Annotated in this window: 23 protein-coding genes and 1 tRNA gene; 1 reads left to right on the forward strand and 23 read right to left on the reverse strand. The window is 67.1% G+C overall.

Annotated features, from left to right (window positions below):
• Positions 1-2 precede the first annotated feature (2 nt).
• From ACESMN_RS05905 to rlmE, 20 genes are all read right to left on the reverse strand, one after another.
• Entirely contained in the window at positions 3-1,529 is a 1,527-nt protein-coding gene (locus ACESMN_RS05905) for an NADH-quinone oxidoreductase subunit M (protein ID WP_373052673.1), read from the reverse strand.
• A 139-nt stretch (positions 1,530-1,668) separates the two neighbouring features.
• Positions 1,669-3,684: an NADH-quinone oxidoreductase subunit L gene (gene nuoL / locus ACESMN_RS05910; RefSeq protein WP_373052674.1), complete on the reverse strand. Its 2,016-nt coding sequence runs from the start codon at positions 3,682-3,684 to the stop codon at positions 1,669-1,671.
• Between the two features lie 6 nt (positions 3,685-3,690).
• On the reverse strand, positions 3,691-3,996 hold the full coding sequence (gene nuoK, locus ACESMN_RS05915) for an NADH-quinone oxidoreductase subunit NuoK (RefSeq protein ID WP_373052675.1): 306 nt from the start codon (positions 3,994-3,996) through the stop codon (positions 3,691-3,693).
• Between the two features lie 245 nt (positions 3,997-4,241).
• Entirely contained in the window at positions 4,242-4,856 is a 615-nt protein-coding gene (locus ACESMN_RS05920) for an NADH-quinone oxidoreductase subunit J (protein WP_373052676.1), read from the reverse strand.
• 14 nt (positions 4,857-4,870) lie between these two features.
• Positions 4,871-5,359: an NADH-quinone oxidoreductase subunit NuoI gene (gene nuoI / locus ACESMN_RS05925; protein ID WP_373052677.1), complete on the reverse strand. Its 489-nt coding sequence runs from the start codon at positions 5,357-5,359 to the stop codon at positions 4,871-4,873.
• Between the two features lie 31 nt (positions 5,360-5,390).
• Complete coding sequence (gene nuoH, locus ACESMN_RS05930) at positions 5,391-6,455, reverse strand: NADH-quinone oxidoreductase subunit NuoH (protein WP_373052678.1); 1,065 nt, start codon at positions 6,453-6,455, stop codon at positions 5,391-5,393.
• Between the two features lie 13 nt (positions 6,456-6,468).
• The gene (gene nuoG, locus ACESMN_RS05935) at positions 6,469-8,847 is read right to left on the reverse strand and encodes an NADH-quinone oxidoreductase subunit NuoG (protein WP_373052679.1); all 2,379 of its coding nucleotides are present in this window, start codon (positions 8,845-8,847) and stop codon (positions 6,469-6,471) included.
• Between the two features lie 23 nt (positions 8,848-8,870).
• Positions 8,871-10,151 carry an NADH-quinone oxidoreductase subunit NuoF gene (gene nuoF, locus ACESMN_RS05940; RefSeq protein WP_373052680.1) on the reverse strand — a complete coding sequence of 427 codons (1,281 nt, stop codon included), beginning with the start codon at positions 10,149-10,151 and terminating at the stop codon, positions 8,871-8,873.
• A gap of 3 nt (positions 10,152-10,154) precedes the next feature.
• Positions 10,155-10,664 (reverse strand): NADH-quinone oxidoreductase subunit NuoE, encoded by a 510-nt coding sequence (nuoE, locus tag ACESMN_RS05945; protein WP_373052681.1) that lies wholly within the window; start codon positions 10,662-10,664, stop codon positions 10,155-10,157.
• Positions 10,664-11,917, reverse strand: a complete 1,254-nt coding sequence (locus ACESMN_RS05950) for an NADH-quinone oxidoreductase subunit D (protein ID WP_373052682.1) — start codon at positions 11,915-11,917, stop codon at positions 10,664-10,666. The genes nuoE and ACESMN_RS05950 overlap by 1 nt, the downstream gene beginning before the upstream one ends.
• The gene (locus ACESMN_RS05955; protein ID WP_373052683.1) at positions 11,910-12,632 is read right to left on the reverse strand and encodes an NADH-quinone oxidoreductase subunit C; all 723 of its coding nucleotides are present in this window, start codon (positions 12,630-12,632) and stop codon (positions 11,910-11,912) included. Before ACESMN_RS05955 ends, ACESMN_RS05950 begins: the two co-directional genes overlap by 8 nt.
• 17 nt (positions 12,633-12,649) lie before the next feature.
• Positions 12,650-13,126, reverse strand: coding sequence for a NuoB/complex I 20 kDa subunit family protein (locus ACESMN_RS05960; RefSeq protein ID WP_373052684.1), 477 nt, complete (start codon positions 13,124-13,126; stop codon positions 12,650-12,652).
• The gene (locus tag ACESMN_RS05965; protein ID WP_373052685.1) at positions 13,117-13,473 is read right to left on the reverse strand and encodes an NADH-quinone oxidoreductase subunit A; all 357 of its coding nucleotides are present in this window, start codon (positions 13,471-13,473) and stop codon (positions 13,117-13,119) included. The genes ACESMN_RS05960 and ACESMN_RS05965 overlap by 10 nt, the downstream gene beginning before the upstream one ends.
• Positions 13,474-13,731: 258 nt before the next feature.
• Positions 13,732-13,816: transfer RNA gene (locus tag ACESMN_RS05970), tRNA-Leu, on the reverse strand.
• Positions 13,817-13,881: 65 nt separating this feature from the next.
• Complete coding sequence (secG, locus tag ACESMN_RS05975) at positions 13,882-14,250, reverse strand: preprotein translocase subunit SecG (protein WP_373052686.1); 369 nt, start codon at positions 14,248-14,250, stop codon at positions 13,882-13,884.
• Between the two features lie 2 nt (positions 14,251-14,252).
• Positions 14,253-15,023, reverse strand: a complete 771-nt coding sequence (gene tpiA / locus ACESMN_RS05980; RefSeq protein ID WP_373052687.1) for a triose-phosphate isomerase — start codon at positions 15,021-15,023, stop codon at positions 14,253-14,255.
• Positions 15,024-15,062: 39 nt separating this feature from the next.
• On the reverse strand, positions 15,063-16,433 hold the full coding sequence (gene glmM / locus ACESMN_RS05985) for a phosphoglucosamine mutase (RefSeq protein ID WP_373052688.1): 1,371 nt from the start codon (positions 16,431-16,433) through the stop codon (positions 15,063-15,065).
• A 3-nt stretch (positions 16,434-16,436) separates the two neighbouring features.
• A complete protein-coding gene (folP, locus tag ACESMN_RS05990; RefSeq protein WP_373052689.1) occupies positions 16,437-17,294 on the reverse strand; it encodes a dihydropteroate synthase in 858 nt (285 codons plus the stop codon).
• A gap of 87 nt (positions 17,295-17,381) precedes the next feature.
• The gene (gene ftsH / locus ACESMN_RS05995; protein WP_373052690.1) at positions 17,382-19,316 is read right to left on the reverse strand and encodes an ATP-dependent zinc metalloprotease FtsH; all 1,935 of its coding nucleotides are present in this window, start codon (positions 19,314-19,316) and stop codon (positions 17,382-17,384) included.
• Positions 19,317-19,355: 39 nt separating this feature from the next.
• On the reverse strand, positions 19,356-19,982 hold the full coding sequence (rlmE, locus tag ACESMN_RS06000; RefSeq protein ID WP_373052691.1) for a 23S rRNA (uridine(2552)-2'-O)-methyltransferase RlmE: 627 nt from the start codon (positions 19,980-19,982) through the stop codon (positions 19,356-19,358).
• Positions 19,983-20,064: 82 nt separating this feature from the next.
• On the opposite strand from rlmE, the gene yhbY reads away from it, so the two are divergent.
• Entirely contained in the window at positions 20,065-20,376 is a 312-nt protein-coding gene (yhbY, locus tag ACESMN_RS06005; RefSeq protein ID WP_373052692.1) for a ribosome assembly RNA-binding protein YhbY, read from the forward strand.
• Here yhbY and greA read toward each other — a convergent pair.
• From greA to carA, 3 genes are read right to left on the reverse strand one after another with little or no spacing between them, the layout of a single operon-like run.
• Positions 20,369-20,848 carry a transcription elongation factor GreA gene (greA, locus tag ACESMN_RS06010; RefSeq protein WP_373052693.1) on the reverse strand — a complete coding sequence of 160 codons (480 nt, stop codon included), beginning with the start codon at positions 20,846-20,848 and terminating at the stop codon, positions 20,369-20,371. The genes yhbY and greA overlap by 8 nt on opposite strands.
• The gene (carB, locus tag ACESMN_RS06015) at positions 20,848-24,087 is read right to left on the reverse strand and encodes a carbamoyl-phosphate synthase large subunit (protein WP_373052694.1); all 3,240 of its coding nucleotides are present in this window, start codon (positions 24,085-24,087) and stop codon (positions 20,848-20,850) included. Before carB ends, greA begins: the two co-directional genes overlap by 1 nt.
• Before the next feature lie 48 nt (positions 24,088-24,135).
• A complete protein-coding gene (carA, locus tag ACESMN_RS06020) occupies positions 24,136-25,269 on the reverse strand; it encodes a glutamine-hydrolyzing carbamoyl-phosphate synthase small subunit (RefSeq protein ID WP_373052695.1) in 1,134 nt (377 codons plus the stop codon).
• Positions 25,270-25,539: the final 270 nt, after the last annotated feature.

Genomic DNA, 25,539 nt, shown 5'->3' on the forward strand with positions numbered 1-25,539 from the left:
TATCAGAGCGCAGGCAGCTTCGACTCGGCGATGTGCACGACCAGGTGGTCGATGGTCGCGTTCATGACCTCGAGCAACGGAGCCGGCCAGACCCCGAGCAGCAGCACAAAGAAGGCCAGCACGCCCATCACGAAGAATTCTCGGCGATCCAGATCCTTCAGCTGGGCGACGTTGTCATTGCCGATCTCGCCGAAGACCACCCGCTTCACCAGCCAGAGCGTGTAGGCTGCGGCCAGAATCAGCGTGGTGGCCGCCAGGAAGGCCAGCCAGAAGTCGGCGCGGAAGGCCGCCAGGATCACCATGAACTCGCCGACGAAACCCGAGGTGCCGGGCAGCCCGGTGTTCGCCATCGCGAACAGTACGAAGAACACGGCGAACCAGGGCATGGTGTTCACCACCCCACCGTAGTCGGCAATGTTGCGGCTGTGCAGCCGGTCGTACAGCACCCCGACTGCGAGAAACATCGCCGCCGAGATGAAGCCGTGCGAGATCATCTGCACCATGCCGCCGGCGATGCCGAGGGTGGCGCCACTCCAGTCGCCGGTGTTGCGGTAGATCATGAAGGCGATGAAGAAGCCCAGGGTCACGAAGCCCATGTGCGCGATCGAGGAGTAGGCGATCAGCTTCTTCATGTCGCTCTGGATCAGGGCGACCAGGCCGATGTAGACGATCGCGATCAGCGACAGCGTGATCACCAGCACGTCAAGCACCGCGGCCGCATCCGGCGTGATCGGCAGGCTGAAGCGCAGGAACCCGTAGCCGCCGATCTTCAGCATGACCGCGGCCAGGATCACGGAGCCGCCGGTGGGCGCCTCCACGTGGGCATCCGGCAGCCAGGTGTGTACCGGGAACATCGGGATCTTCACCGCGAAGGCCGCGAAGAAGGCGAGGAAGATCAGGATCTGCGCGGTCATCGGCAGCGGCAGCTGGTGGAAGTCGAGGATCGCGAAGCTGCCGCCGGACTGGACGTACATGTAGATCAGCGCGATCAGCATGAAGACCGAGCCGAGGAAGGTGTACAGGAAGAACTTGATCGTCGCGTACACGCGCCGCGGGCCGCCCCAGATGCCGATGACCAGGAACATCGGGATCAGCATCGCCTCGAAGAACACGTAGAACAGGACCGCATCCAGCGCCGAGAACATGCCGATCATCAGCCCCTGCATGACCAGGAAGGCCGCGAGGTAGTAGGCGACGCGCTCCTTCACCGAGCCCCAGGCGGCGATCACCACCAGTACCGTGGTCAGCGTGGTCAGCAGGATCAGCGGCATCGAGATGCCGTCCACCCCCAGATGGTAGTGCACGTTGAAGGCCGCGATCCAGGGACGGAACTCCTGGAACTGCATCTCCGCGGTCCCGCGCTCGAAGCCGAGCCAGAGGAACAGGCTCGCGACGAAGGTGGCCACGGCCACCGCAAGCCCCAGCCGCAGCGCGACCAGGGGTGCGTCCCGCCCGGCGGTGAGCGTGAGGAACCCGCCGAGGATGGGCAGCCAGATCAACAGACTCAGGATGGGCCACTCAGTAGACATGGTCGTTCCTTGATGAAGCCGGTGCGGGGCATGCGGACAGGCCTGTCGGCCCCGGCGCCCGGTGCGCCGGGGAGCGGTCGGCGGCGCGCTGCTGCGGTCCCGAGGCGGTGGTTCGTACGATCGATATCACGGCAGGCATTCAGATCACGAAGGCGAAGATCAGGACCAGCAGGCCGATGATCATCACGAAGGCATAGTGGTAGAGAAAACCGGTCTGGATCGAGCGCGCGCGGGCGGCGATCCAGCCCACCGAACGCGCGGTGCCGTTGACCAGCACCCCGTCGATCGCGAAGACATCCCCGTAGCGCCACAGCCAGTGGCCGAGACGGCGCGATCCGCCGGCCAGGACCCGGTCATTGAAGGTGTCGAAGCCGTACTTCGCCTCGAGGATGCGCACGCCGAGCCGCAGCCGGTGCGCAATCACGCCCGGCAGGTCCGGCCGCCTGATGTACAGATACCATGCGCTGACCAGGCCGGCCATGGCCAGCCAGAAGGCCGGCAGCATCAGGCCATGCAGCACGAACGCGAGCACGCCGGTGTAGCCCTTGCCCTTCTGGGCCAGCACGTCCTGTTCCTCGAGCACGAACAGGCTGTCGGCGAAGAAGTCACCGAACAGGATCGGGCCGATGAAGTAGCCCGCCACCACCGACGGGATCGCCAGCAGCACCAGCGGCACGGTGACCACCCACGGCGACTCCTTCGGCTTCAGCGGGCCGTGGTCGTGGTGGTGCTCGTCACCGTGCTCGTCGTGATGGTCATCGCCATGATCCGGCATGTACTTGTGCGCCTGATCAAAGCGTTCCTCGCCGTGGAACACGAGGAAGAACATGCGGAAGGTGTACAGCGCGGTCACGAACACCCCGAGCAGCACCAGCCAGTAGGCGAAGGTCGCCCCGGGGGTCTGCGAGTACCCGACCGCCTCGATGATCGCGTCCTTGGAAAAGAAACCGGAGAAGAACGGGAAGCCGATCAGCGCGAGGGAACCGATCAGCGCGGTCGCGTAGGTGACCGGCATGTACCGACGCAGGCCGCCCATCGCGCGCATGTCCTGCAGGTGGTGCATCGCGATGATCACCGAGCCCGCGGCCAGGAACAGCAGCGCCTTGAAGAAGGCGTGGGTCATCAGGTGGAATACCGCCGCCGCGTAGGCGGAGGCCCCCAGGGCCACGGTCATGTAGCCGAGCTGCGAGAGCGTGGAGTAGGCGACCACCCGCTTGATGTCGTTCTGCACCAGCCCGATCAGGCCCATGAAGAAGGCCGTGATCGCACCGATCACCAGGATGAAGGACAAGGCGGCCACCGAGTACTCGTACAGCGGCGACATGCGCGCGACCATGAAGATGCCCGCGGTCACCATCGTCGCCGCGTGGATCAGGGCCGAGATCGGGGTGGGGCCCTCCATGGAATCGGGCAGCCACACGTGCAGCGGCACCTGCGCGGATTTGCCCATCGCGCCGATGAACAGGAAGATCAGCGCGAGGTCCAGCAGGCCGAAGGTCCAGCCCGGCCAGATGGTGATGACCGCGTCGCGCATCGCCTCCGCCTCTGCGAAGACCTCGGTGTAGTTCAGGCTGCCGGCGTAGAAGACCAGCGTCGCAATCCCGATCAGGAAGCCGAAGTCGCCAACCCGGTTCACGATGAAGGCCTTCATGTTCGCGTAGGTCGCGGTCGGGCGCTTGTACCAGAACCCGATCAGCAGGTAGGAGACGAGACCGACCGCCTCCCAGCCGAAGAACAGCTGCAGGAAGTTGTTCGCCATCACCAGCATCAGCATCGCGAAGGTGAACAGCGAGATGTACGCGAAGAAGCGCTGGTAGCCGGGATCGTCCGCCATGTAGCCGATGGTGTAGACGTGCACCATCAGCGACACGAAGGTGACCACCAGCATCATCAGCGCGGTCAGGTTGTCCACCAGGAACCCGATCTCGAAGTGCAGGCCATCGGTGAACATCCAGGTGTAGACGGTCTCGTTGTAGACGGGCACCCCGTTGAAGACGTGCTGATAGAAGACCACGGCCGACAGCACGAAGGAGAGCCCGACAGCGAGGATGGTCACGCTGTGGGCGCCGATGCGGCCGATCTGCCGGCCGAACAGCCCCGCGATCGCCGCGGCCAGCAGCGGTGCGAGTACGATAATCAGATATACGGTGTCCATCCCGGCCTACCCCTTCATTGCGTCCAGATCCTGGACGTTGATGGTGCCCCGATTGCGGAACAGCAGGACAAGGATCGCCAGCCCGATCGCCGCCTCCGCCGCGGCGACGGTGAGGATGAAGAACACGAAGACCTGGCCCGCGAGGTCCTGCAGGAAGAACGCGAAGGCGATGAAGTTGATGTTCACCGACAGCAGCATCAGCTCGATGCACATCAGCAGAACGATCACGTTCTTCCGGTTCAGGAAGATGCCGGCCACGCTGATCGAGAACAGCAGCGCGGCGAGCACCAGAAAGTGCGACAGCGTAATCATGAGTTGGTCCTGAATCCCCTGTGAGGGCCCGGTCGCCCGGAGCCCGTCTTCATCGCGGGCGGCACGCAGGCCGCCAGGCTTGGTTGTGCAAACAAACGCCGCTTCAGTCCGTCATCGCAGGGCGCGGCCGTGAGCCGCCAGCGGACCGCGGCGCACGGCGACGATCCGCAGGCTCGCGATCCCGGCCATGCCTCCCCGGTTCCCGTGCCGCACGTGCGGTGACGAGGTCCCTCTGCAGCGTTCTTCTAAGCGCCCTTTTTCTTCTTGCGTTCCCTTGGCTCCGACTCCATCGAGACCAGCCGGACCCGGTCCTCGCGGCGCGCCTTCATCTGTTCGGTCGGGTCGATGGACTTCGTGTCCGGCCGTCGCCGCATGGTCAGCGAGATCGCGGCGATGATCGCCACCAGCAGGATCACCGCCGCGATCTCGAACGGATAGACGTAGTCGGTATACAGGATCCGGCCGAGCTCGAGCGTGTTCGCGTAATCGGCCCCGGCCGGCTCCGGCGGATCCATGGTGATGAAGCGGGTGATCACCAGCGTCAGCACCGTTGCCATCGCGGCCGCGACCACCAGGCCGGCGGGGAGGTACTCGGTGAAGCCCTCGCGCAGCTGCTCCACGTTGATGTCCAGCATCATCACCACGAACAGGAACAGCACCATCACCGCGCCGACATACACGAGCACCAGCACGATCGCCAGGAACTCCGCCTCGGCGAGCAGCCAGATCGCCGCGGCGGTGAAGAAGCACAGCACCAGAAACAGCGCCGCATACACGGGGTTGCGCACCGTGATCAACGCCAGCGCCGCCCCGAGCAGGATCGCGCCGAAGACGTAAAACAGGAGGAGTTCGAAGGTCATCGTCGATCCCTGGCTCAGCGGTAGACCGCGTCCGCCGAACGGGCGGCCGCGATCTCCTTTTCATAGCGGTCCCCGATCGCCAGCAGCTTGTCCTTGGTCATGATCTGCTCGCCACGGTTCTCGAAGTGGTACTCGAAGATGTGCGTCTCGACGATCGAATCGACCGGACAGGCCTCCTCGCAGAAGCCGCAGTAGATGCACTTGAACAGGTCGATGTCGTAGCGGGTGGTGCGCCGGGTGCCGTCGGTCCGCTGTTCGGAGTCGATGGTGATGGCCAGCGCCGGGCAGACCGCCTCGCAGAGCTTGCAGGCGATGCAGCGCTCCTCGCCGTTGGGATAGCGGCGCAGCGCGTGCAGACCGCGGAAGCGCGGCGACATCGGGGTCTTTTCCTCCGGATACTGCACGGTCACCTTGCGTGCGAAGAGGTAGCGCCCGGTCAGGCGCATGCCCATCAGCAGTTCCCAGAGCAGGAAGGTCCTGAAGAAGTTTCGGATCGCGGTCATGACAAAACCTCCCGCCGACCGGCGCCGCGACTCAGGCGAACCACGGCCCAAGCCCCATGAAGATGAATACGCCGAGCACGAACAGCCACACGATGGTGACCGGGATCAGCACCTTCCACCCCAGCCGCATGATCTGGTCATAGCGGTAGCGGGGAAAGGTCGCCCGGAACCAGAGAAACAGGAACAGGAAGAACGCCGTCTTGAGCAGGAACCAGTGGATGCCCGAGTCGAGCACCCAGCCGATCGCCGGCCAGGCGAACACGCCCTCCGGCAGAATACCCTGGAACGGCGAGAGCCAGCCACCGAGGAAGAGCAGCGCGGCCAGGGCCGAGATCAGGATCATGTTCGCGTACTCGGCCAGGAAGAAGACCGCGAAGGCCATGCCGGAGTACTCGACGTGGAAACCCGCGACGATCTCCGATTCGCCCTCGGCGACGTCGAACGGCGCCCGGTTGGTCTCGGCCACGCCCGAGATGAAATAGACGAAGAACAGCGGCAGCAGCGGCAGCAGGAACCAGTGGTAGACGCTGCCCTCCTGCGCGCGCACGATCTCGCCGACGTTCAGGCTTCCCGCGGCCATGATGACCCCGACCAGCGCGAAGCCCATCGCGATCTCGTAGGCAACGATCTGCGCCGCCGAGCGCATGGCCCCGAGCAGTGCGTACTTCGAGTTCGACGCCCAGCCGGCGATGATCACCCCGTACACGCCCAGGGAGGTCAGGGCCAGCAGGTAGAGCAGTCCGGCGTTGACGTCCGCCAGTACCATGCCGTCGTCGAAGGGAATCACCGCCCAGGCGGCCAGCGCCGGGACGATCGCGAGAACGGGCGCGCTCAGGAACAGGAAGCGGTTCGCGTTGGTCGGCAGGATCACTTCCTTGGTCAGCAGCTTCAACGCGTCCGCGATCGGCTGCAGCCAGCCGCGCGGACCGACCCGGTTCGGTCCGATGCGCACCTGGATGTAGCCGATCACCTTGCGTTCCGCGTAGGTCGTGTAGGCCACGGCCAGCATCAGCGGTGTCACGATCAGGGTGATCTTGAACAGGATCTGCATCACCACCGGGAGGTTGTAAAAGCTTTCCATGATCCAGTCGAACATCAGTCTTTCCTTGTCAGGCCCGTGCGAGCGTCACGGTGGTGCCCGGCGCCCCGAGGCGCGCGAGCGCGGGTGCGCCCGCAACGGTCACCACCGTTCCGGCCGGCACATCATCGTCCAGCACCAGTCTCAGCTCCGTCTCCTCCGCGCCCTGACGGATCCGGACCATGCTGCCGTCGGCGTGGTCGCCGGCCGAATCAGGATTCACGTAGACCGCCTCGGCGCGGCGTCCCTCGGGCGACGCCTGCAGCGGGTCGGCCCGCCTGGCCAGCGCATCCCCGGAGTAGAGGCCGCGCACCTGCATGCGCACCAGGCCCTCCACCGGCTCCGGCACCTCGACCTGGACCAGCCGCAGGTCGATCTGCGTGCTGAAGCCGTCCTCCGGCAGCAGCGGCTTGACGGCGTCGCGCACCGAGCGCGAGTCGAGGTAGTCCATGCCGCGGACGTCGAGAAGGTTACCGAGTACCCGCCACACCTTCCAGCCCGGGCGCGCCTCGCCCGGGGCGGTGGCGGCGGCGCGGAAGCTCTGCCAGCGCCCCTCCGAATTCACGAAGGTGCCGGAGGTCTCGAAGCTGGTTGCGACCGGCAGCAGCACATCGGCCACCGACTCGAGCTCGGCATCCGCGAAGGCGCCCACCGCGACCACCAGGCCGGCGCGTTCCAGGGCGGCCTTCGCGAGCCGGGGATCGGCGAGGTCGCGGGCCGGATCGACGCCCGCGAGCACGAAGAGGTCGCGGCCCTGCTCCAGCATCGTCATCGCGTCCGCGCCGGCTTCGGTCGCCGCACCGCCCACCCCCCGGTGGGGCACGCAGCCCGCAAGCCACGCACCGGAGGCATTGGCTCCCGGGCTCACGTAGCCCAGTCGCGCGCCGGTGCTGCGCGCGATCCAGCCCGCCAGCGCCCTGAGGGTGGCGAAGGCCGGGCTTGCGATGGCCTCGGCACCCAGCAGCACGTGGGCCTGGTGCCCCTGCGTGAGTGCGGTCGCGATGCGCCGCTGCGCCTCGAGGATCTCGCTGTCGTCGGTGGCGGCGGCGGCCACCACCTCTTCGAGCACCTTCGGCAGCTTGCCGCCCGATGCCACGAGCTGTCCCGCGACCCCGGCCAGGGCCAGGACCTGGCTGCGCGTGGCGCCCAGCAGCTGGGCCTCGGTGGAATAGGTCAGATCCAGCCGGTGCGGGTAGATCGCGCTGATCCGCGCGCCCATCAGGGCCGCCTTGCGCAGGCGGTGCGCCAGCATCGGCTGTTCCCTGCGCGGATTGCAGCCGACCAGCAGCACGGCGTCCGCGCGCTCGGCCTCCTCGATGCTGCTGCCCAGCCAGGGAAACAGGGGCGCGGCCGCATCGTCGCGGAAGTCCAGCTGTTCCAGCCGGTGGTCGATGTCCCGTGCACCAATGCCGCGCAGCACCTTCTGCGCCAGATAGAACTCCTCCAGCGTCAGCGACGGCGAGAGCAGGGCCCCGATGCGCTCCGGGGCGGTGTCACGCAGCGCCTCGGCAACGCGCGCCAGCGCCTCTTCCCAGGTCGCGTCGCGCCACTGGCCGTCCTCCTTCAGCCGCGGGGTCGTAAGCCGGTCTTCCGCGTAGAGCCCGGCATAGCTGAAGCGGTCCCGATCCGAGATCCAGGTCTCGTTGACCGCCTCGTTCTCCCGCGGCACCACGCGCATCACCTTCCCGTTGTACACGTGCGCGAAGAGGTTGGAGCCGACGCCGTCGTGCGCGGCGACCGTCGGGGACTGCCGGTACTCCCATGCCCGCGCCATGTAGCGCGAGGGCTTCGCGGTCAGCGCGCCGACCGGGCAGAGATCGATCACGTTGCCCGACAGCTCGTGACTGACGGTGTTCTCGACGAAGGTGCCGATGCGCAGGTGCTCGCCGCGGCCGGTGGCGCCCAGTTCGCGCACGCCCGCGATCTCCTCGCCGAAGCGCACGCAGCGGGTGCAGTGGATGCAGCGCGTCATCTCGGTCTCGATCAGCGGACCGATGTCCTTGTCCTTCACCACGCGCTTGGCCTCGGCGTAGCGGGACACGCTCTCGCCGTAGCCCATCGCGACGTCCTGGAGTTCGCACTCGCCGCCCTGGTCGCAGATCGGGCAGTCGAGCGGATGGTTGATCAGCAGGAACTCCATCGTGCTCTTCTGCGCGGCGATCGCCAGCGGCGAGCGCGTGTATACCTTCATGCCGTCCATCACCGGCGTGGCGCAGGCCGGCAGCGGTTTCGGGGCCTTCTCGACCTCCACCAGGCACATGCGGCAGTTGGCCGCGACCGAGAGCTTCTTGTGATAGCAGAAACGCGGGATGAGGATGTTCGCCTCATCGGCGACGTCGATCAGCATCGCGCCCTTCGCTGCCTGCAGCGTCCGACCGTCGATCTCGAGGGTGACCAGATCCTGGCTCATAGCGGTTTCCTGCACCGGGGCAATCAGGCGGCCTGGGCCACCGGGCTCTTGCCGTGCTCAATGTAGTGTTCGAACTCGTGCCGGTAGTGCTTCAGGAAGCTGCGTACCGGCATCGCGGCCGCGTCACCCAGCGCGCAGATGGTGCGTCCCTCGATCTTTGCCGCCACGTCGTCCAGCCGTTCGAGATCCTCGGGGCGGCCGCGACCCTCGACGATCCGGGTCAGCATGCGGTAGAGCCAGCCGGTGCCCTCGCGGCAGGGCGTGCACTGACCGCAGGACTCGGAGAAGTAGAACCGCGAGATCCGGCGCAGCACCTGGACCATGTCGGTGCTGTCGTCCATCACGATCACCGCCCCGGAGCCGAGCATGGAGCCCGCCTTCGCGATCGAGTCGAAGTCCATGTCGGCGTCCATCATGACCTCGCCGGGCACCACGGGCACGGAGGACCCGCCCGGGATCACCGCCTTCAGCTGCCGCCCGTCCAGCACCCCGCCCGCCATCTCGAGCAGGTCACGGAAGGGCGTGCCCAGCGGAATCTCGAAGTTGCCGGGCTGGTTCACGTGTCCGGACACGGAGAACAGCTTCTCGCCGCCCGACTTCGGCACGCCGAGTTCCGCGAACCACTCGCCGCCGTTGCGGATGATCGCCGGGATGGAGGCCAGCGATTCCGTGTTGTTGATCGTGGTGGGCCGTCCGTAGAGGCCGAAGTTCGCCGGGAACGGCGGCTTGAAGCGCGGCTGCCCCTTCTTGCCCTCCAGGGACTCCAGCAGCGCGGTCTCCTCGCCACAGATGTAGGCGCCGGCGCCGAGCGTCGGGTAGAGCTCGAAGTCGATTCCGGAGCCGAGGATGTCCTGGCCGAGGAAACCGGCCTCATAGGCCTCCTTCAGCGCCGTCATGAAGCGGGTGTTCACCTCGTCCATGAACTCCCCGCGCATGTAGTTGTAGCCGACGGTCGCCCCGATCGCGTAGCCGGCGATGGCCATGCCCTCCACCAGCGCGTGCGGGTTGAAGCGCAGGATGTCGCGATCCTTGCAGGTGCCCGGTTCGGACTCGTCCGAGTTGCAGACGATGTACTTCTGCCCGGGCGTGTTGCGCGGCATGAAGCTCCACTTCAGCCCGGTGGGAAAGCCGGCGCCGCCGCGTCCCCGGAGGTTCGACCTCTTCACCTCCTCGATCACGTCTTCCGGCGGCATGCGTTCCCCGAAGACCTTCTTCAGGGCCTCGTAGCCGCCGACACTGAGGTAGCTCTCCAGCGACCAGGGCTCGTCGAGATGGCGCGTTGCAAAGCAGATCCGGTTGGCCATGGCTCAGGACTCCAGCTTGGCGAGGATCTCGTCCACCCGCTCGGGCGTCAGATTCTCGTGGTACACGTGGTCGACCTGCATCATCGGCGCGCCGCAGCAGGCCGCCAGGCACTCCTCCTCGCGCTTCAGGTAGAACCTGCCGTCGGGCGTGGACTCGCCGACCTTCACGCCCAGCTTCGTCTCGAGGTGCTCGATGATCCGGTCCGCACCGCGCAGCATGCAGGAGATGTTGTCGCAGACCGCGATGGTATGGCGGCCCACCGGCGCCAGTTCGTACATCGAGTAGAACGACGCGGCCTCGTAGACCTCCATGGCCGGGATGCGCAGGTACTCCGCCACCGCGTCCATCATCGGGACGCTGAGGTAGCCTTCCTCGTGCTGCACCGCCCGCAGCGCCGCCAGCACCGCGGAGCGCCGCTGGTTCTCGGGATAGCGCGCCAGCCAGGTATCGATCTCCTCGCGCACGTGCTCGCTCAGCCGGGCCTGCCGGGCCTCCTTCTTCTGGGCTGACATCAGCGGTCGACCTCCCCGAACACCAGATCCTGGGTCCCGATGATCGCGACCACGTCGGCCAGCATGTGGCCGCGAACCATCTCGTCCAGCGCCGACATGTGCACGAACCCGGCGGCCCGGATCTTCAGCCGATACGGCTTGTTGGCACCATCCGACACCAGATAGGCCGCGAACTCGCCCTTCGGATGCTCCACCGCTGCATAGGCCTCGCCCTTCGGCAGGCAGAAGCCCTCGGTGAACAGCTTGAAGTGGTGGATCAGGGCCTCCATGTCGGCCTTCATCTCCTCGCGCCGCGGCGGGGAGACCTTGTAGTTCTCCAGCAGCACCGGGCCGGGATGGGCCCGCAGCCAGTCGATGCACTGGCGGATGATGCGGTTGGACTGGCGCATTTCCTCGATACGCACCAGGTAGCGATCGTAGCAGTCCCCGTTCACCCCGACCGGGATGTCGAAATCGAGCCGGTCGTACACCTCGTAGGGCTGCTTCTTGCGCAGATCCCACTCCACCCCCGACCCGCGCAGCATCGGTCCGGTCAGGCCCAGCTGCTTCGCCCGTTCCGGCGTGACCACGCCGATCCCGACCGTGCGCTGCTTCCAGATCCGGTTTTCGGTGAGCAGGGTCTCGTATTCGTCCACGCAACCCGGGAAGCGCTCGGTGAAGGACTCGATGAAGTCCAGCAGCGAACCCTCGCGGTTCGCATTCAGCGCGTCCACCTCCGCCTGGGTCTTCCAGCGCGAGGCCTGATACTTCGGCATCGACGCGGGCAGATCGCGGGCCACCCCGCCCGGACGGTAGTAGGTTGCGTGCATCCGGGCACCGCTGACCGCCTCGTAGCAGTCCATCAGGTCCTCGCGCTCCCGGAAGGCGTAGAGGAAGACCGTCATCGCGCCGATGTCCAGCGCGTGCGCGCCCAGCCACAGCAGGTGGTTCAGGATCCGGGTGATCTCGTCGAACAGCACCCGGATGTACTGGGCGCGCAGCGGCGGCTCGATCTGCAGCAGCTTCTCCATCGCGAGCACGTAGCCGTGCTCGTTGCACATCATGGAGACGTAGTCCAGCCGGTCCATGTAGCCGATGGACTGATTGTACGGCTTGGTCTCGGCGAGCTTCTCGGTGCCGCGGTGCAGCAGTCCGATGTGGGGATCCGCGCGCTGCACGACCTCGCCGTCCATCTCCAGCACCAGCCGCAGGACGCCGTGCGCCGACGGATGCTGCGGGCCGAAATTCAGGGTGAAGTTGCGGATCTCAGGCATTGTTTTCCTCTCCGGCCGATTCGCCCTCGAGGTAGCGGTGGTCGTCGCGGATCACCTTGGGCACCAGCACCCGGGGCTCGATCGACACCGGCTGGTAGATCACGCGCTGCTGCTCCGGGTCGTAGCGCATCTCGACGTGGCCGATCAGCGGGAAGTCCTTGCGGAAGGGATGCCCGACGAATCCGTAATCGGTGAGGATCCGGCGCAGGTCGGGGTGTCCGGTGAACAGGATGCCGAACAGGTCGAAGGCCTCGCGCTCGAACCAGTTGGCGCTCGCCCAGACCTCGGTGAGCGACTCGATCTCGGGGAACTCGTCGTCCGGCAGCCAGGCCCGCACGCGCAGGCGCCGGTTGTGCGCGATGGAGAGCAGATGCAGCACCACCGCGAAGCGCGGCTCCTCCCGGTTTCCTTCACCGGGCGCGTCGTCAAAGGTGAAACGCCCGGAGGTCGCGGCCGTGACTCCGCGCCCGAAGCCCTGCGTGGAGGCCGCATCGGTGGACCACTCGGTCAGGCCGTACCCGAGGTAGTCGACGCCGCACAGGTCCACCAGCATGTCGAAGCCGAGCTCCGGGTGGTCGCGCAGCCGCTCCGCCACGGCCTTCCATTCGGCGGCGGGGACCTCGACGGTCGCCTCGCCAAGGTCCAGGCTCAGCGACTGCAGGTGCTCGGCGAGCTCGGCCTGCAGGATGTCGACCCAGTTCTTGCTCTCGGACATCGGTTACCCCGGACGAATCAGCGTGCGATGGTGTTGGTGCGGCGGATCTTGTTCTGCAGCTGCAGGATCCCGTAGAGGAGCGCCTCGGCGGTGGGCGGACAGCCCGGCACATAGACGTCGACGGGCACGATCCGGTCGCAGCCGCGCACCACGGCGTAGGAGTAGTGGTAGTACCCGCCGCCGTTGGCGCAGGAGCCCATCGAGATCACCCAGCGGGGCTCGGCCATCTGGTCGTAGACCTTGCGCAGGGCCGGCGCCATCTTGTTGACCAGGGTTCCGGCGACGATCATCACGTCGGACTGGCGCGGACTCGGCCGGAAGACGATGCCGAAGCGGTCCAGGTCGTAGCGTGCGGCACCGGCGTGCATCATCTCCACCGCGCAGCAGGCAAGCCCGAAGGTCATCGGCCACATCGAGCCGGTACGGGCCCAGTTGATCAGCTTGTCGGCGGAAGTGGTGACGAAGCCTTTTTCCAGAACGCCTTCTATTCCCATTCCAGGGCCCCCTTCTTCCACTCGTAGATGAACCCGATCACGAGGATGGCGAGAAACACCGCCATGGCCAGCAGCCCGAACACGCCGATGTCACCGAGGGCAACGGCCCACGGAAACAGGAAGGCGATCTCGAGATCGAAGATGATGAACAGGATCGCGACGAGATAGAAACGCACGTCGAATTTCACGCGGGAGTCTTCGAAGGCCTCGAAGCCGCACTCGTAGGGGGAATTCTTTTCGGCATCGGGCTTGCTGGGTCCGACGACCATGCCCAGGGCCAGGGGCACGAGACCGGCGACGGCCCCGACGACCAGGAAAATCAGTATCGGCAGATAGCCTTCCAGCATGTTCGTCTCCCGAACGCCGCCAGAGGTTGGCGGGTTCCTGGTGCCGGCCGCGCAGACGGCGCGGCGGGCGAATCCCGTGTGCTGGGCGAGATCTGGTGCAACAGGCGGGATGCCGCGGCGCCCTCGCTCTCATCGGGCTGGCAGTCTAGGTGAAGCCTGAAAACGGTGTCAAGTTCTCTTGTTATTCTAAATTACTGATATAGCGAAACAATTTTCTTCAATAGCGGGGCGCTGCGAGGATACGCAGGGTCTGAGGTATGGTGCAGATGGTGGGACTCGAACCCACACGGCTTTCGCCACTACCCCCTCAAGATAGCGTGTCTACCAATTCCACCACATCTGCGAACACGGTCTGCGGACCGCTCCGGTCTGGAGCCCGGCCCGCGCCGGAAGGCGGCGGTCCGCCACCTACTGCGGCACGTCGTCCGGCCGGCCCGGCATCGGCTCGTCGGTCGGAATCTGATCCATCGGGATGGCGTCGTCGCGCACCTCTTCCTGACGCTCCTCCTCCTGCATCTGATCGATCAGACTGCGCGCCTCGGGCTCCGTTGCGGCCAGATAGGCGAGCGACAGGCTGTTCAGAAAGAATACCACTGCGAGGATCGCCGTGCCGCGGCTCAGAAAGTTCGCGGAGCCGCGTGCGCCGAACACGGTCGCCGAGGCGCCGCTGCCAAAGGCCGCGCCGGCATCGGCGCCCTTGCCGTGCTGCATCAGGATCAGCGCGATCAGCGTGACCGCCACCACGACCTGAATGACCAGCAGGATGCCGTACAGCATCCCTAGCCCCGCGCCCGGGCCGCGACGGCCGCGTTCACGATGCCGGCAAAGGCATCGGCGTCCAGCGAGGCGCCGCCGATGAGTCCGCCGTCGATGTCGGGCAGCGCGAGCAGCCCGGCCGCGTTGTCCGCCTTCATGCTGCCCCCGTAGAGGATGCGCAGACCCTCGGCAACGGCCGGGTCGCGCCCTGCCACCCGGGAGCGGATGAACGCGTGCACCTCGGCCGCCTGTTCGGGGGTCGCGGTCCGGCCGGTGCCAATGGCCCAGACCGGCTCGTAGGCCACGACGGCCCGGTCGAAGGCCGCGACGCCGGCCGCGTCCAGCACCGCGTCCAGCTGTTCCGACACCACCGTCTCGGTGCGCCCCGCCTCGCGGTCCGCCAGCTGCTCGCCGACGCAGAGGATCGGCACCAGCCCGGCCGCCTGCGCGGCAGCGAACTTGCGGGCGACCCAGGCGCTGTCCTCGTGCTGACGCGCGCGGCGCTCCGAGTGCCCGACGATCACGTACTCGCAGCCAACCTCCTTCAGCATCCCGGCGGCGACCTCGCCGGTGAAGGCGCCGGACTCCTCATCCGAGCAGTCCTGGCCGCCCACGGCGATCGGGCTGTGCTCGAGCTGCGCCACGGCGTCCCGGAGATACACCGCTGGGGGACACACCGCCACCGCCACCGCATCGCTGCCCTGCACCGCATCGTCCAGCGCGGTGAGAAGCGCGCGGTTCGCCGCCAGCGAACCGTTCATCTTCCAGTTTCCTGCGACCAGGGCCTTGCGCATCTCAGCAACCTAGGGAAGTCCTCGACAAGGCGCGCGATGTTACCGATGCGCCGGGTGCAAATCAACCGGACCGGACGCCAGACCTTCACGGATCGCGTCCGCGATCCGCTGGGCCGCCGCCTCGATCCGCTCGGCGTCGGTGCCCTCGACCATCACCCGGACCAGGGGCTCGGTCCCGGAGGGCCGCAGCAGTACGCGGCCGTCCCGGGCCAGCTCGGCGGAGACCTGCTGCACCGCGGCCTGCACGACCGGCGCCTCGAGCACCGATGCCGCCTGCCCGCTCACCGGCACGTTGACCAGGACCTGGGGGTACTTGTGCACCACCTTGCGCAGCTCGGACAGCGGCCGTCCGGTGCGCTGCATCAGATGGGCCACACGCAGCGCGGCGACGGTGCCGTCTCCGGTGGTGGTGTGGGTCAGGCAGACGATGTGCCCCGATCCCTCTCCGCCGAGATGCCATCCGTTGCGGCGCAGTTCATCGAGCACGTAGCGGTCCCCGACGCGGGCGCGCACGAAGGGAATCCCGGCATCTCCCAGGGCCAGCTCCAGGCCGAGGTTGCTCATCTGGGTACCGACCACGCCGCCCCTGAAATTCCCCTCCGCCTGGTCGGACAGCGCCAGGATCCCGAGGGTCTCGTCGCCATCGACGATCTCCCCCGTCTCGTCGACCAGGATCACCCGGTCGCCGTCCCCGTCCAGCGCAATGCCCAGGTTCGCGCCGGTGGCCAGCACCCGCAGCCGCAGCTGCTCCGGGTACAGGGCGCCGCGGTCGTCGTTGATGTTGTAGCCGTCCGGGCGGGCGCCGATGGTCTCCACCTCGGCACCCAGTTCGTCGAAGACCTGCGGGGTCACGTTGTAGGTCGCCCCGTGCGCACAGTCGACCACCATGCGCAGGCCCCGGAGCTCCGAGCGCGCGGGTATCGCGCTCTTGCAGAACTCGATGTAGCGCCCGGCCGCGTCGGCAATCCGGACCGCCTTGCCCAGCCGTTGCGGGTCGAGGGCGCCGGCGGGCTGGTCCAGCCGATCCTCGATCGCCTGTTCCAGCTCGTCCGGCAGCTTGTCGCCCCCGGGGGTGAAGAACTTGAAGCCGTTGTCCTGGTACGGGTTGTGCGAGGCGCTGATCACCACCCCGGCGGAGGCCCGGAAGGTGCGCGTCAGGTAGGCCACCGCCGGGGTCGGCATCGGGCCGAGCAGCGCCACGTCGGCCCCGGCAGCGGACAGGCCCGCCTCCAGCGCCGACTCGAACATGTAGCCGGACACCCGGGTGTCCTTGCCCACCAGCACCGGCCCCTCGCTGTGTCGGCCCAGGACCTCGCCCACCGCCTGTCCCAGGCGCAGCGCGAAGTCCGGCGTCATCGGCCACTCGCCGGTCCGCCCACGAATTCCGTCGGTTCCGAAATACCTCCCCACCCTTCACACCTCCCCTTGCTGTTTCGGTTCCAGCGCATGCTGGATCATCAGCGCGTCCACCGTTTCGCGCACGTCATGGACGCGCAGGATGCGGGCGCCGGCGCGTGCCGCCAGCACCGCCGCGGTCACGCTCCCCGCCAGCCGCTCCGTGACGGGCCGGCCCCCGAGCAGCGCTCCGATCATCGACTTCCGGGAGACCCCGACGAGCAGCGGATACCCGAGCGCCGCAAGCGCGGGCAGGGACCGGAACAGCGCCAGGTTGTGCTCCAGCGCCTTGCCGAAACCGAAGCCGGGGTCGAGCACGATCCGCTCGCGGGCGACGCCCCCGGAGACCAGCGCCTGCGCCTGCCCGACCAGGAAGTCCGCCACCTCGGCGACCACGTCGGCGTAGTGCGGCCGCTCCTGCATGGAACGCGGCTGGCCCTGCATGTGCATCACGCAGACGGCCGCGGTACCCGACGCCACCACCTCCATCGCCCCCGGGGCGCGCAGGCCGTTCACGTCGTTGATCATCCCGGCGCCCGCATCCAGCGCGGCCTGCATCACGGCCGGCTTGCTGGTGTCGATCGAAAGCACCACGTCCAGCTCCCGGCGCAGCCGCTCCAGCACCGGAATCACGCGGTCCAGCTCTTCCTGCAGCGGCACCGGCCCGGCACCGGGACGCGTGGACTCGCCGCCGACGTCGATGATGCCCGCACCTGACGCGACCATCCCGCGGGCATGCGCGAGCGCCGACTCCATCCCGGCATGGCGGCCGCCATCGGAGAAGGAATCCGGGGTGACGTTCAGTACCCCCATCACCACGGGCCGCTCAAGCGGCAACGGATGCCCGGCGCAGTCGAGCACGGGTTCTTCACTCATCCCGGAATGGTAATCGAATCCACAACGAAAAGGGCCACCCGGATCGAGACCCGGATGGCCCTGGCGGCCCCGTCGGCCGGATGCGGCTCAGGGCTGGGGAGCGGGGTCGCCGACCACGTTCGGCTTCGGTCGATCGTCCGAATCCGCGTCCGGCTTGCCGTCGCCGCCCTTCTTGCCGGCATCGTCGTCGTCCTTCCAGTCCGCCGGCGGACGCGGCTCCCGACCCTCCATGATGTCGGTGATCTGCGGCTCGTCGATGGTCTCGTACTTGACCAGCGCACCGGCCATCCCGTGCAGCTTGTCCAGGTTGTCCGTCAGGATCTTCTTCGCCCGCTCGTAACTGCTGTCGATGATGCGGCGAACCTCCTCGTCGATCGCGTGAGCGGTCTCGTCCGACATCTGCTTGGTCTGCGTGACCTGCCGGCCGAGGAAGACCTCGCCCTCGTCCTCGCTGTAGGTCAGCGGGCCGAGCCGGTCGGACAGGCCCCACTTGGTCACCATGTTCCGGGCGATCATCGTCGCACGCTCGATGTCGTTGGACGCGCCGGTGGTCACCCGGTTGGCACCGAAGATCAGCTCCTCGGCAATCCGCCCGCCGAACAGGCTCGCGATCTGGCTCTCGAGCCGGGTCTTCGAGTGGCTGTAGCGGTCCTCCTCCGGCAGGAACATGGTCACGCCGAGTGCTCGGCCGCGCGGGATGATACTCACCTTGTAGACCGGATCGTGCTCCGGCACGGTGCGACCGACGATCGCATGCCCGGCCTCGTGATAGGCGGTGAGCTTCTTCTCGTCCTCGCTCATCACCATGGACTTGCGCTCGGAACCCATCATGATCTTGTCCTTCGCGCGCTCGAAATCCGCCATGTCCACGGTGCGCTTCCCGGCGCGGGCGGCAAACAGCGCCGCCTCGTTGACCAGATTGGCGAGATCGGCGCCGGAGAATCCGGGCGTGCCGCGCGCGATCAGCGACGGCTTCACGTCATCGGACAGCGGCACCTTGCGCATGTGCACGGTCAGGATCTGCTCGCGGCCGCGCACGTCCGGCGGTGGCACCACCACCTGGCGGTCGAAACGGCCCGGGCGCAGCAGCGCCGGGTCGAGCACGTCCGGACGGTTGGTGGCCGCGATCACGATCACGCCCTCGTTGCCCTCGAATCCGTCCATCTCGACCAGCAGCTGGTTCAGGGTCTGCTCGCGCTCGTCGTGGCCGCCACCGAGACCCGCACCGCGATGCCGGCCCACCGCGTCGATCTCGTCGATGAAGATGATGCAGGGCGCGTGCTTCTTCGCGTTCTCGAACATGTCGCGTACGCGCGAGGCGCCGACGCCGACGAACATCTCCACGAAGTCGGAACCCGAAATCGTGAAGAACGGCACCCGGGCCTCGCCGGCAATCGCCTTCGCCAGCAGGGTCTTGCCGGTACCGGGCGAGCCGACCATCAGCACGCCGCGCGGGATCTTGCCGCCCAGCTTCTGGAACCTCGCCGGATCGCGCAGGAAGTCCACGAGTTCCGAGACCTCCTCCTTGGCCTCGTCACAGCCGGCCACGTCCGAGAAGGTCACCTTGACCTGGTCCTCGGACATCATCTTGGCCTTGCTCTTGCCAAAGGACATCGCGCCGCGGCCGCCGGCTCCGCCGCCCTGCATCTGCCGCATGAAGTAGATCCAGACCGCGATCAGAAGCAGCATCGGGAACCAGCTGATCAGCACATCCATCACCAGGGAGCGGCGCTGCGGCTCCTGTGCCCGGATCTCGACATTGTTCGCAAGCAGGTCCCCGATCAGCCCGGGATCGTTCGGGCTCTCGGTCCGGAAGGACCGGCCCTCGATCGTGGTGCCGCGGATCGTGTTGCCCTCGATCGTCACGCTCTCGATGCGCCCCGCCTTCACGTCGCTGATGAACGACGAGTAGGTCATGCTGCGGGCCTCCTGCTGTGGCTCGGGGCTGAAATTGTTGAACACGGACATCAGCACGACCGCGATCACGGCCCAGACCACAAGATTCTTAACCAGGCTGTTCAAAACGCCACCTCGAAATTCTTCGGTTCGTCAAATCGAACGTTACACATCCCGGAGCCCCCGCGCCAATACATACACTTCCCGTGACCGCGGCCGCGACGCCTCCGGTTTGCGGATCGAGACCCGGTGGAACCGACGCCGCAGTTCGCGCAGAAAATCGTCGGAGCCCTGTCCCTGGAACACTTTGACGAGAAAAGCACCATTCGGTTTCAAAATCCCGCCTGCCAGGTCCAGTGCCAGTTCCGCAAGATATATCGCCCGGGGCTGATCGACCGCGTCTACACCAGAGAGGTTGGGGGCAATGTCGGACAGCACAAGATCGGCGGGCCCGTCGCCGAGTGCATCCAGGATCCGGCGCAGCACCGCCTCCTCGCGAAAGTCTCCGGGCACGATCTCGACCCCGGGAATCGGGTCCATGGCCAGCAGGTCGGAACTCACGACCCGGCCCGACGGCCCCACCCGGTCGGCCGCATACTGACTCCACCCCCCGGGTGCCGCCCCGAGGTCCACCACCCTCAGCCCGGGCCGCAGGAGCTGGTCGCGCCGATCGATCTCCGCCAGCTTGTAGACTGCGCGCGAGCGGTAGCCCTCCTGTCGGGCACGTGTGACGAACGCGTCGTCGAAGTGTTCCTTCAGCCAGCGCTGACTGGATTTGCTGCGTTTGGCCACCCCGCATCCCCTCCGCACGGGCTTTGCGGGCCCGCCCCCTGGCCGTGCTAGACTCGAGTCTTTGATCGGCGGTAGACCGTACGTGGATCTGAACGAGCCGCAGCGTCGGCTGCTTCGCAGCCTCGCGCACCCGCGCAAGCCCATCGTGAGCATCGGCCGCAACGGCCTGACCGAACCAGTCCTTTCCGAACTGGAGCGCGCACTTGACCACCACGAGCTGGTAAAGGTCAAGATCGGCGTCGCCGACCGTGCGGTCCGCGCCGAGATCATCGACGCGATCTGCGAACACACGGGTGCGCTGCTGGTCCAGCGCGTCGGATTCATCGCCACCGTGTTCCGGCGCAACCGGGAGAGGCCGGTGATCTCGCTGACGGGGAGTCCGCCGCTCAGCTGACGTAGCGGACGGCGACGATCTCGTACTCGATATTGCCGCCCGGGGCCTGCACCGTGACGATGTCGCCCTCCTCCTTTCCGATCAGCGCACGGGCGATCGGCGAACTGACCGAGATCATGCCGAGCTTGATGTCGGCCTCGTCGTCCCCGACGATCTGATAGGTGAGCGGCCTTCCGCTCTCCGTCTCCTCGAGGTCGACGGTCGCCCCGAACACCACCTTGCCGGTCGGCGGCAGCGTGGCGACATCGACGATCTGCGCGTTGGCCAGCTTGCCCTCGATCTCCCGGATCCGTCCCTCGATGAAGCTCTGCTGCTCCCGCGCCGCGTGATACTCGGCGTTCTCCTTCAGGTCGCCGTGCGCCCGCGCCTCGGCGATCGCGCTGACCACGCGCGGCCGGTCCTCGCCCTTCAGCCGTCGCAGTTCCTCCTTCAGCTTCTCGGCGCCCGAGACGGTCAGCGGGGTCTTGGCCATCAGACCTCGCTCCGTTCCAGGTTCTCCGCGTGGAGGTCCTGCAGGCAGAAGACATTCTCGAACCCGAGGTGATCCAGGGCCTGCACCGTGGCCAGCGCCCCGGCAATGGTCGTGGTGTAGCCGACCTTGTGCATCAGGGCCTCGCGCCGGATCGTGAACGAATCGGAGGTGGCCTGCTTGCCCTCGACGGTGTTCACGATGAAGTTGATCTCGTCATTCTTGATCATGTCCACGATGTGCGGCCGGCCCTCGGTGACCTTGTTCACCACGGTTACCTCCACGACCCCCTGTTCCTTCAGAAAGGCCGCGGTGCCGCGGGTCGCGAGGACCTCGAAGCCCAGCTCGACCAGACGGCGGGCCACCGTGACCAGATCGGGACGCTTGTCGATCTCGCGCACCGAGACGAAGGCCTTCCCGCGTGCCGGCAGGCGCACGCCGGCCCCCAGCTGGCTCTTCGCGAAGGCCTCCGCGAAGCTGCGTCCGACGCCCATCACCTCGCCGGTGGACTTCATCTCCGGCCCGAGGATCGGATCGACGCCCAGGAACTTGGCGAAGGGGAAGACCGCCTCCTTCACCCCGTAGTAGTCGGGCCGGACCGGCTTGCGCAGCTGCATCGACTCCAGGCTGGCTCCGGCCATGCACCGCGCCCCGATCTTCGCGAGCGGCAGGCCCACCACCTTGGACACGAAGGGTACCGTGCGCGAGGCGCGCGGGTTGACCTCCAGCACGTAGATGTCGTCGCCCTTGATCGCGAACTGCGTATTCATCAGCCCGACGACCTTCAGCCCCAGCGCCATGCGCCGGACCTGCTCCGCCAGCTCGTCCTGTACCTGGTCGGAAAGCGAGAACGGCGGCAGCGAGCAGGCGGAGTCGCCCGAGTGCACGCCTGCCTGTTCGATGTGCTCCATGATGCCGCCCAGGAAGACCTCCCGGCCGTCGCAGACCGCGTCCACGTCCACCTCGATCGCGTCGTCGAGAAAGCGGTCCAGAAGCACCGGCGCATCGTTGGACACGGAGACCGCGTCGCGCATGTAGCGACGCAGGTCCTCCTCGTCGCGCACGATCTCCATCGCCCGCCCCCCGAGCACGTAGGATGGGCGCACCACCAGCGGATAGCCGATCTCGGCCGCGAGCCGCTCCGCCTCGTCCTCGCTGCGCGCGGTGCGGTTCGGCGGCTGCCGGAGCCCCAGCTTGTTCAGCAGCTGCTGGAAGCGCTCCCGGTCCTCGGCGAGGTCGATCGAATCCGGAGAGGTCCCGATGATCGGCACGCCCGCGGCCTCGAGATCGCGCGCGAGCTTCAGGGGTGTCTGTCCGCCGTACTGCACGATCACGCCCTTCGGCTGCTCCAATGCGACCACCTCGAGCACGTCCTCGAGGGTCAGCGGCTCGAAGTACAGACGGTCCGAGGTGTCATAGTCGGTGGAGACGGTCTCGGGGTTGCAGTTGACCATGATGGTTTCGTAACCGTCCTCGCGCATCGCCAGCGCCGCGTGCACGCAGCAGTAGTCGAACTCGATGCCCTGCCCGATGCGGTTCGGCCCTCCGCCGAGCACCATGATCTTCTCGCGCCCGGTGGGATCCGCCTCGTTCTCTTCCTCGTAGGTCGAGTACATGTAGGCCGTGGTGGTCGCGAATTCCGCCGCGCAGGTGTCCACGCGCTTGTACACCGGGCGGATGCCCAGCGCATGACGGTGCTTGCGCACCGCCTTCTCGGTCTCGTGCAGCAGGCGGGCCAGCCGCCGGTCCGAGAAGCCGCGGCGCTTCAGCTCGAACAGCTCCTCCGCGCTCAGGTCATTCAGCAGGCGGTCTCCCAGGGTGCCCTCGATCTGGATCAGCTCGTGCACCTGCGCCAGGAACCAGCGGTCGATCGCGGTCAGCCCGAAGACCTCCTCGATGCTGAAACCGGCACGGAAGCCGTCCGCGACATTGAACACCCGCTCGGGACCGGGATTCGCGAGCAGCACGCGCAGCCGCTCGGCCACGTCGTCGGCCTTCGGATCCACCTTCTCGTCGAGGCCGTCGACCCCGATCTCCAGGCCGCGCAGCGCCTTCTGCAGGGACTCCTGGAAGGTGCGGCCGATGGCCATCACCTCGCCGACCGACTTCATCTGCGTGGTCAGGCGCGCCTCGGCCTGCGGGAACTTCTCGAAGGTGAAGCGCGGGATCTTGGTGACCACGTAGTCGATCGACGGCTCGAAGGAGGCCGGGGTCAGCCCGCCGGTGATCTCGTTGCGCAGTTCGTCCAGCGTGTAACCCACGGCCAGTTTCGCCGCGACCTTCGCGATCGGAAAGCCGGTGGCCTTGGACGCCAGCGCGGAGGAACGGGAGACCCGGGGGTTCATCTCGATCACGATCAGCCGGCCATCGTCCGGATTCACCGCGAACTGCACGTTCGACCCGCCGGTCTCCACACCGATCTTGCGCAGCACCGCGAGGGACGCGTCGCGCATGATCTGATATTCCTTGTCGGTGAGCGTCTGCGCGGGGGCGACGGTGATCGAGTCGCCGGTGTGCACGCCCATCGGGTCGAAGTTCTCGATGGAGCAGATGATGATGCAGTTGTCCGCCTTGTCGCGGACCACCTCCATCTCGAACTCCTTCCAGCCCAGCACCGACTCTTCCAGCAGCACCTCGTTGGTCGGCGACAGGTCGAGGCCGCCCTTCACGATCTCCTCGAACTCCTCGCGGTTGTAGGCGATGCCCCCGCCGGAGCCCCCGAGCGTGAAGGAGGGGCGGATGATCACCGGAAAGCCGATGTCGGGCTGAACCCGCTGCGCGTCCTCCCAGGTGTGCGCGATGAAGGCCGTCGGCGTCGCCAGACCGATCTCGGTCATCGCCTCGCGGAAGCGCTCGCGATCCTCGGCCATGTCGATCGCGTCCTCGTTGGCGCCGATCATCTCGACGCCGAACTTCTCGAGGACGCCGTTGTGGACCAGGTCCAGCGCGCAGTTCAGCGCGGTCTGGCCGCCCATGGTGGGCAGCAGCACATCGGGACGTTCCTTCTCGATGATGCGGGCCACCACACTCCACTCGACCGGCTCGATGTATACCGCGTCGGCCGTCTCCGGATCGGTCATGATGGTGGCCGGATTCGAGTTCACCAGGATCACCCGGAAGCCCTCCTCGCGCAGGGCCTTGCAGGCCTGGGCGCCGGAGTAGTCGAACTCGCAGGCCTGGCCGATCACGATCGGCCCGGCGCCGAGGATCAGTACGCTCTGGATGTCGTTACGCTTGGGCATGGGGAGGGGGCTCCGGAATCGGATTCGTATGCGACGGGAGGCGGCGGTTCAGCGGCGCGCGGCACGCATCGAGGCGATGAACTCGTCGAAGGCGGGGGAGACATCGTGGGGACCGGGGCTGGCCTCGGGGTGTCCCTGGAAACTGAAGGCCGGACAGTCGTTGCGCGCGATCCCCTGCAGGGTACCGTCGAACAGCGAACGGTGGGTCGCCTCGAGCCACTCCGGCAGGTTCAGTTCGTCCACCGCGAAACCGTGGTTCTGACTGGAGATCATCACCCGCCCGCTGCGCAGATCCTGGATGGGATGGTTCGCCCCGTGATGACCGAACTTCATCTTCACCGTGCTCGCGCCGCTGGCGAGCCCGAGCAGCTGGTGACCGAGACAGATGCCGAAGACCGGCCGCTTCTGTTCGCAGAACTTGCGGACCGTGGCGATCGCGTAGTCGCAGGGCTCGGGGTCACCCGGCCCGTTGGACAGGAAGATCCCGTCCGGTTCCAGTTCCAGCGCGTCTTCCGCCGGGGTCTCGGCCGGCACCACCGTGACCCGGCAGCCCCGGTCCACCAGCCGGCGCAGGATGTTCTGCTTCATGCCGAAGTCGTAGGCGACCACGTGAAACTCGGCCTCGGCGGGATTCAGTCGCACCGGCGGGCCATCGATGTTCCAGGTGCCCTCCACCCACTCGTAGCGGGTCTTGGTGCTGACCTCCCGCGCCAGGTCCATTCCCTTGATCCCGGGAAACCCGCGCGCGAGCGCGAGCGCGCGGTCGACATCGACCTCGCCGGCCATCACGCAGCCGCTCTGCGCGCCCTTCTCGCGCAGCACACGGGTGAGCTTGCGGGTGTCGATCCCGGCGATCGCGGTGACGCCGTGCCGCATCAGGAAGTCCGGCAGGGATTCGCGGCTGCGCCAGTTGCTGACCAGCGGCGGAACGTCGCGCACGATCAGGCCCGCCGCGTGCACCCGCGCCGACTCGTCGTCCTCGGATGTCGCCCCGACGTTGCCGATGTGCGGGTAGGTGAGGGTCACGATCTGCCGGGCGTAGGAGGGGTCGGTCAGGATCTCCTGATAGCCGGTCATCGCCGTGTTGAAGACGACCTCGCCGACCGTCTCACCCCGGGCTCCGACCGACTTTCCATGAAACACCGTTCCGTCTTCGAGAACGAGCACAGCGGGCACAGACACGGCGACCTCCGGGGTGTTGGCTTGCGCGCGGCTCACCGCTGCATGCAGAGGCGAGCGGATGGGTACTCGGGATGCAGCCAGTGTACGCGAGCACCGATAGCGGGTCCAACGCGGGCTGCATCGGTGCGGCGTGGGATTGCGCGGTGCCCGGGGCGCGAATGCGGCGCCTCCGGGTGGGAGCAGGGTTCGTGGGAGCGGCCTCCGGCCGCGATGCCTTCCGGTGGCGCCCTGCCCGATCGCGGCTGGAAGCCGCTCCCACTGGGGACTCCA

This window comes from Thioalkalivibrio sp., from assembly GCF_041690275.1.
Classification (GTDB): domain Bacteria; phylum Pseudomonadota; class Gammaproteobacteria; order Ectothiorhodospirales; family Ectothiorhodospiraceae; genus Thioalkalivibrio.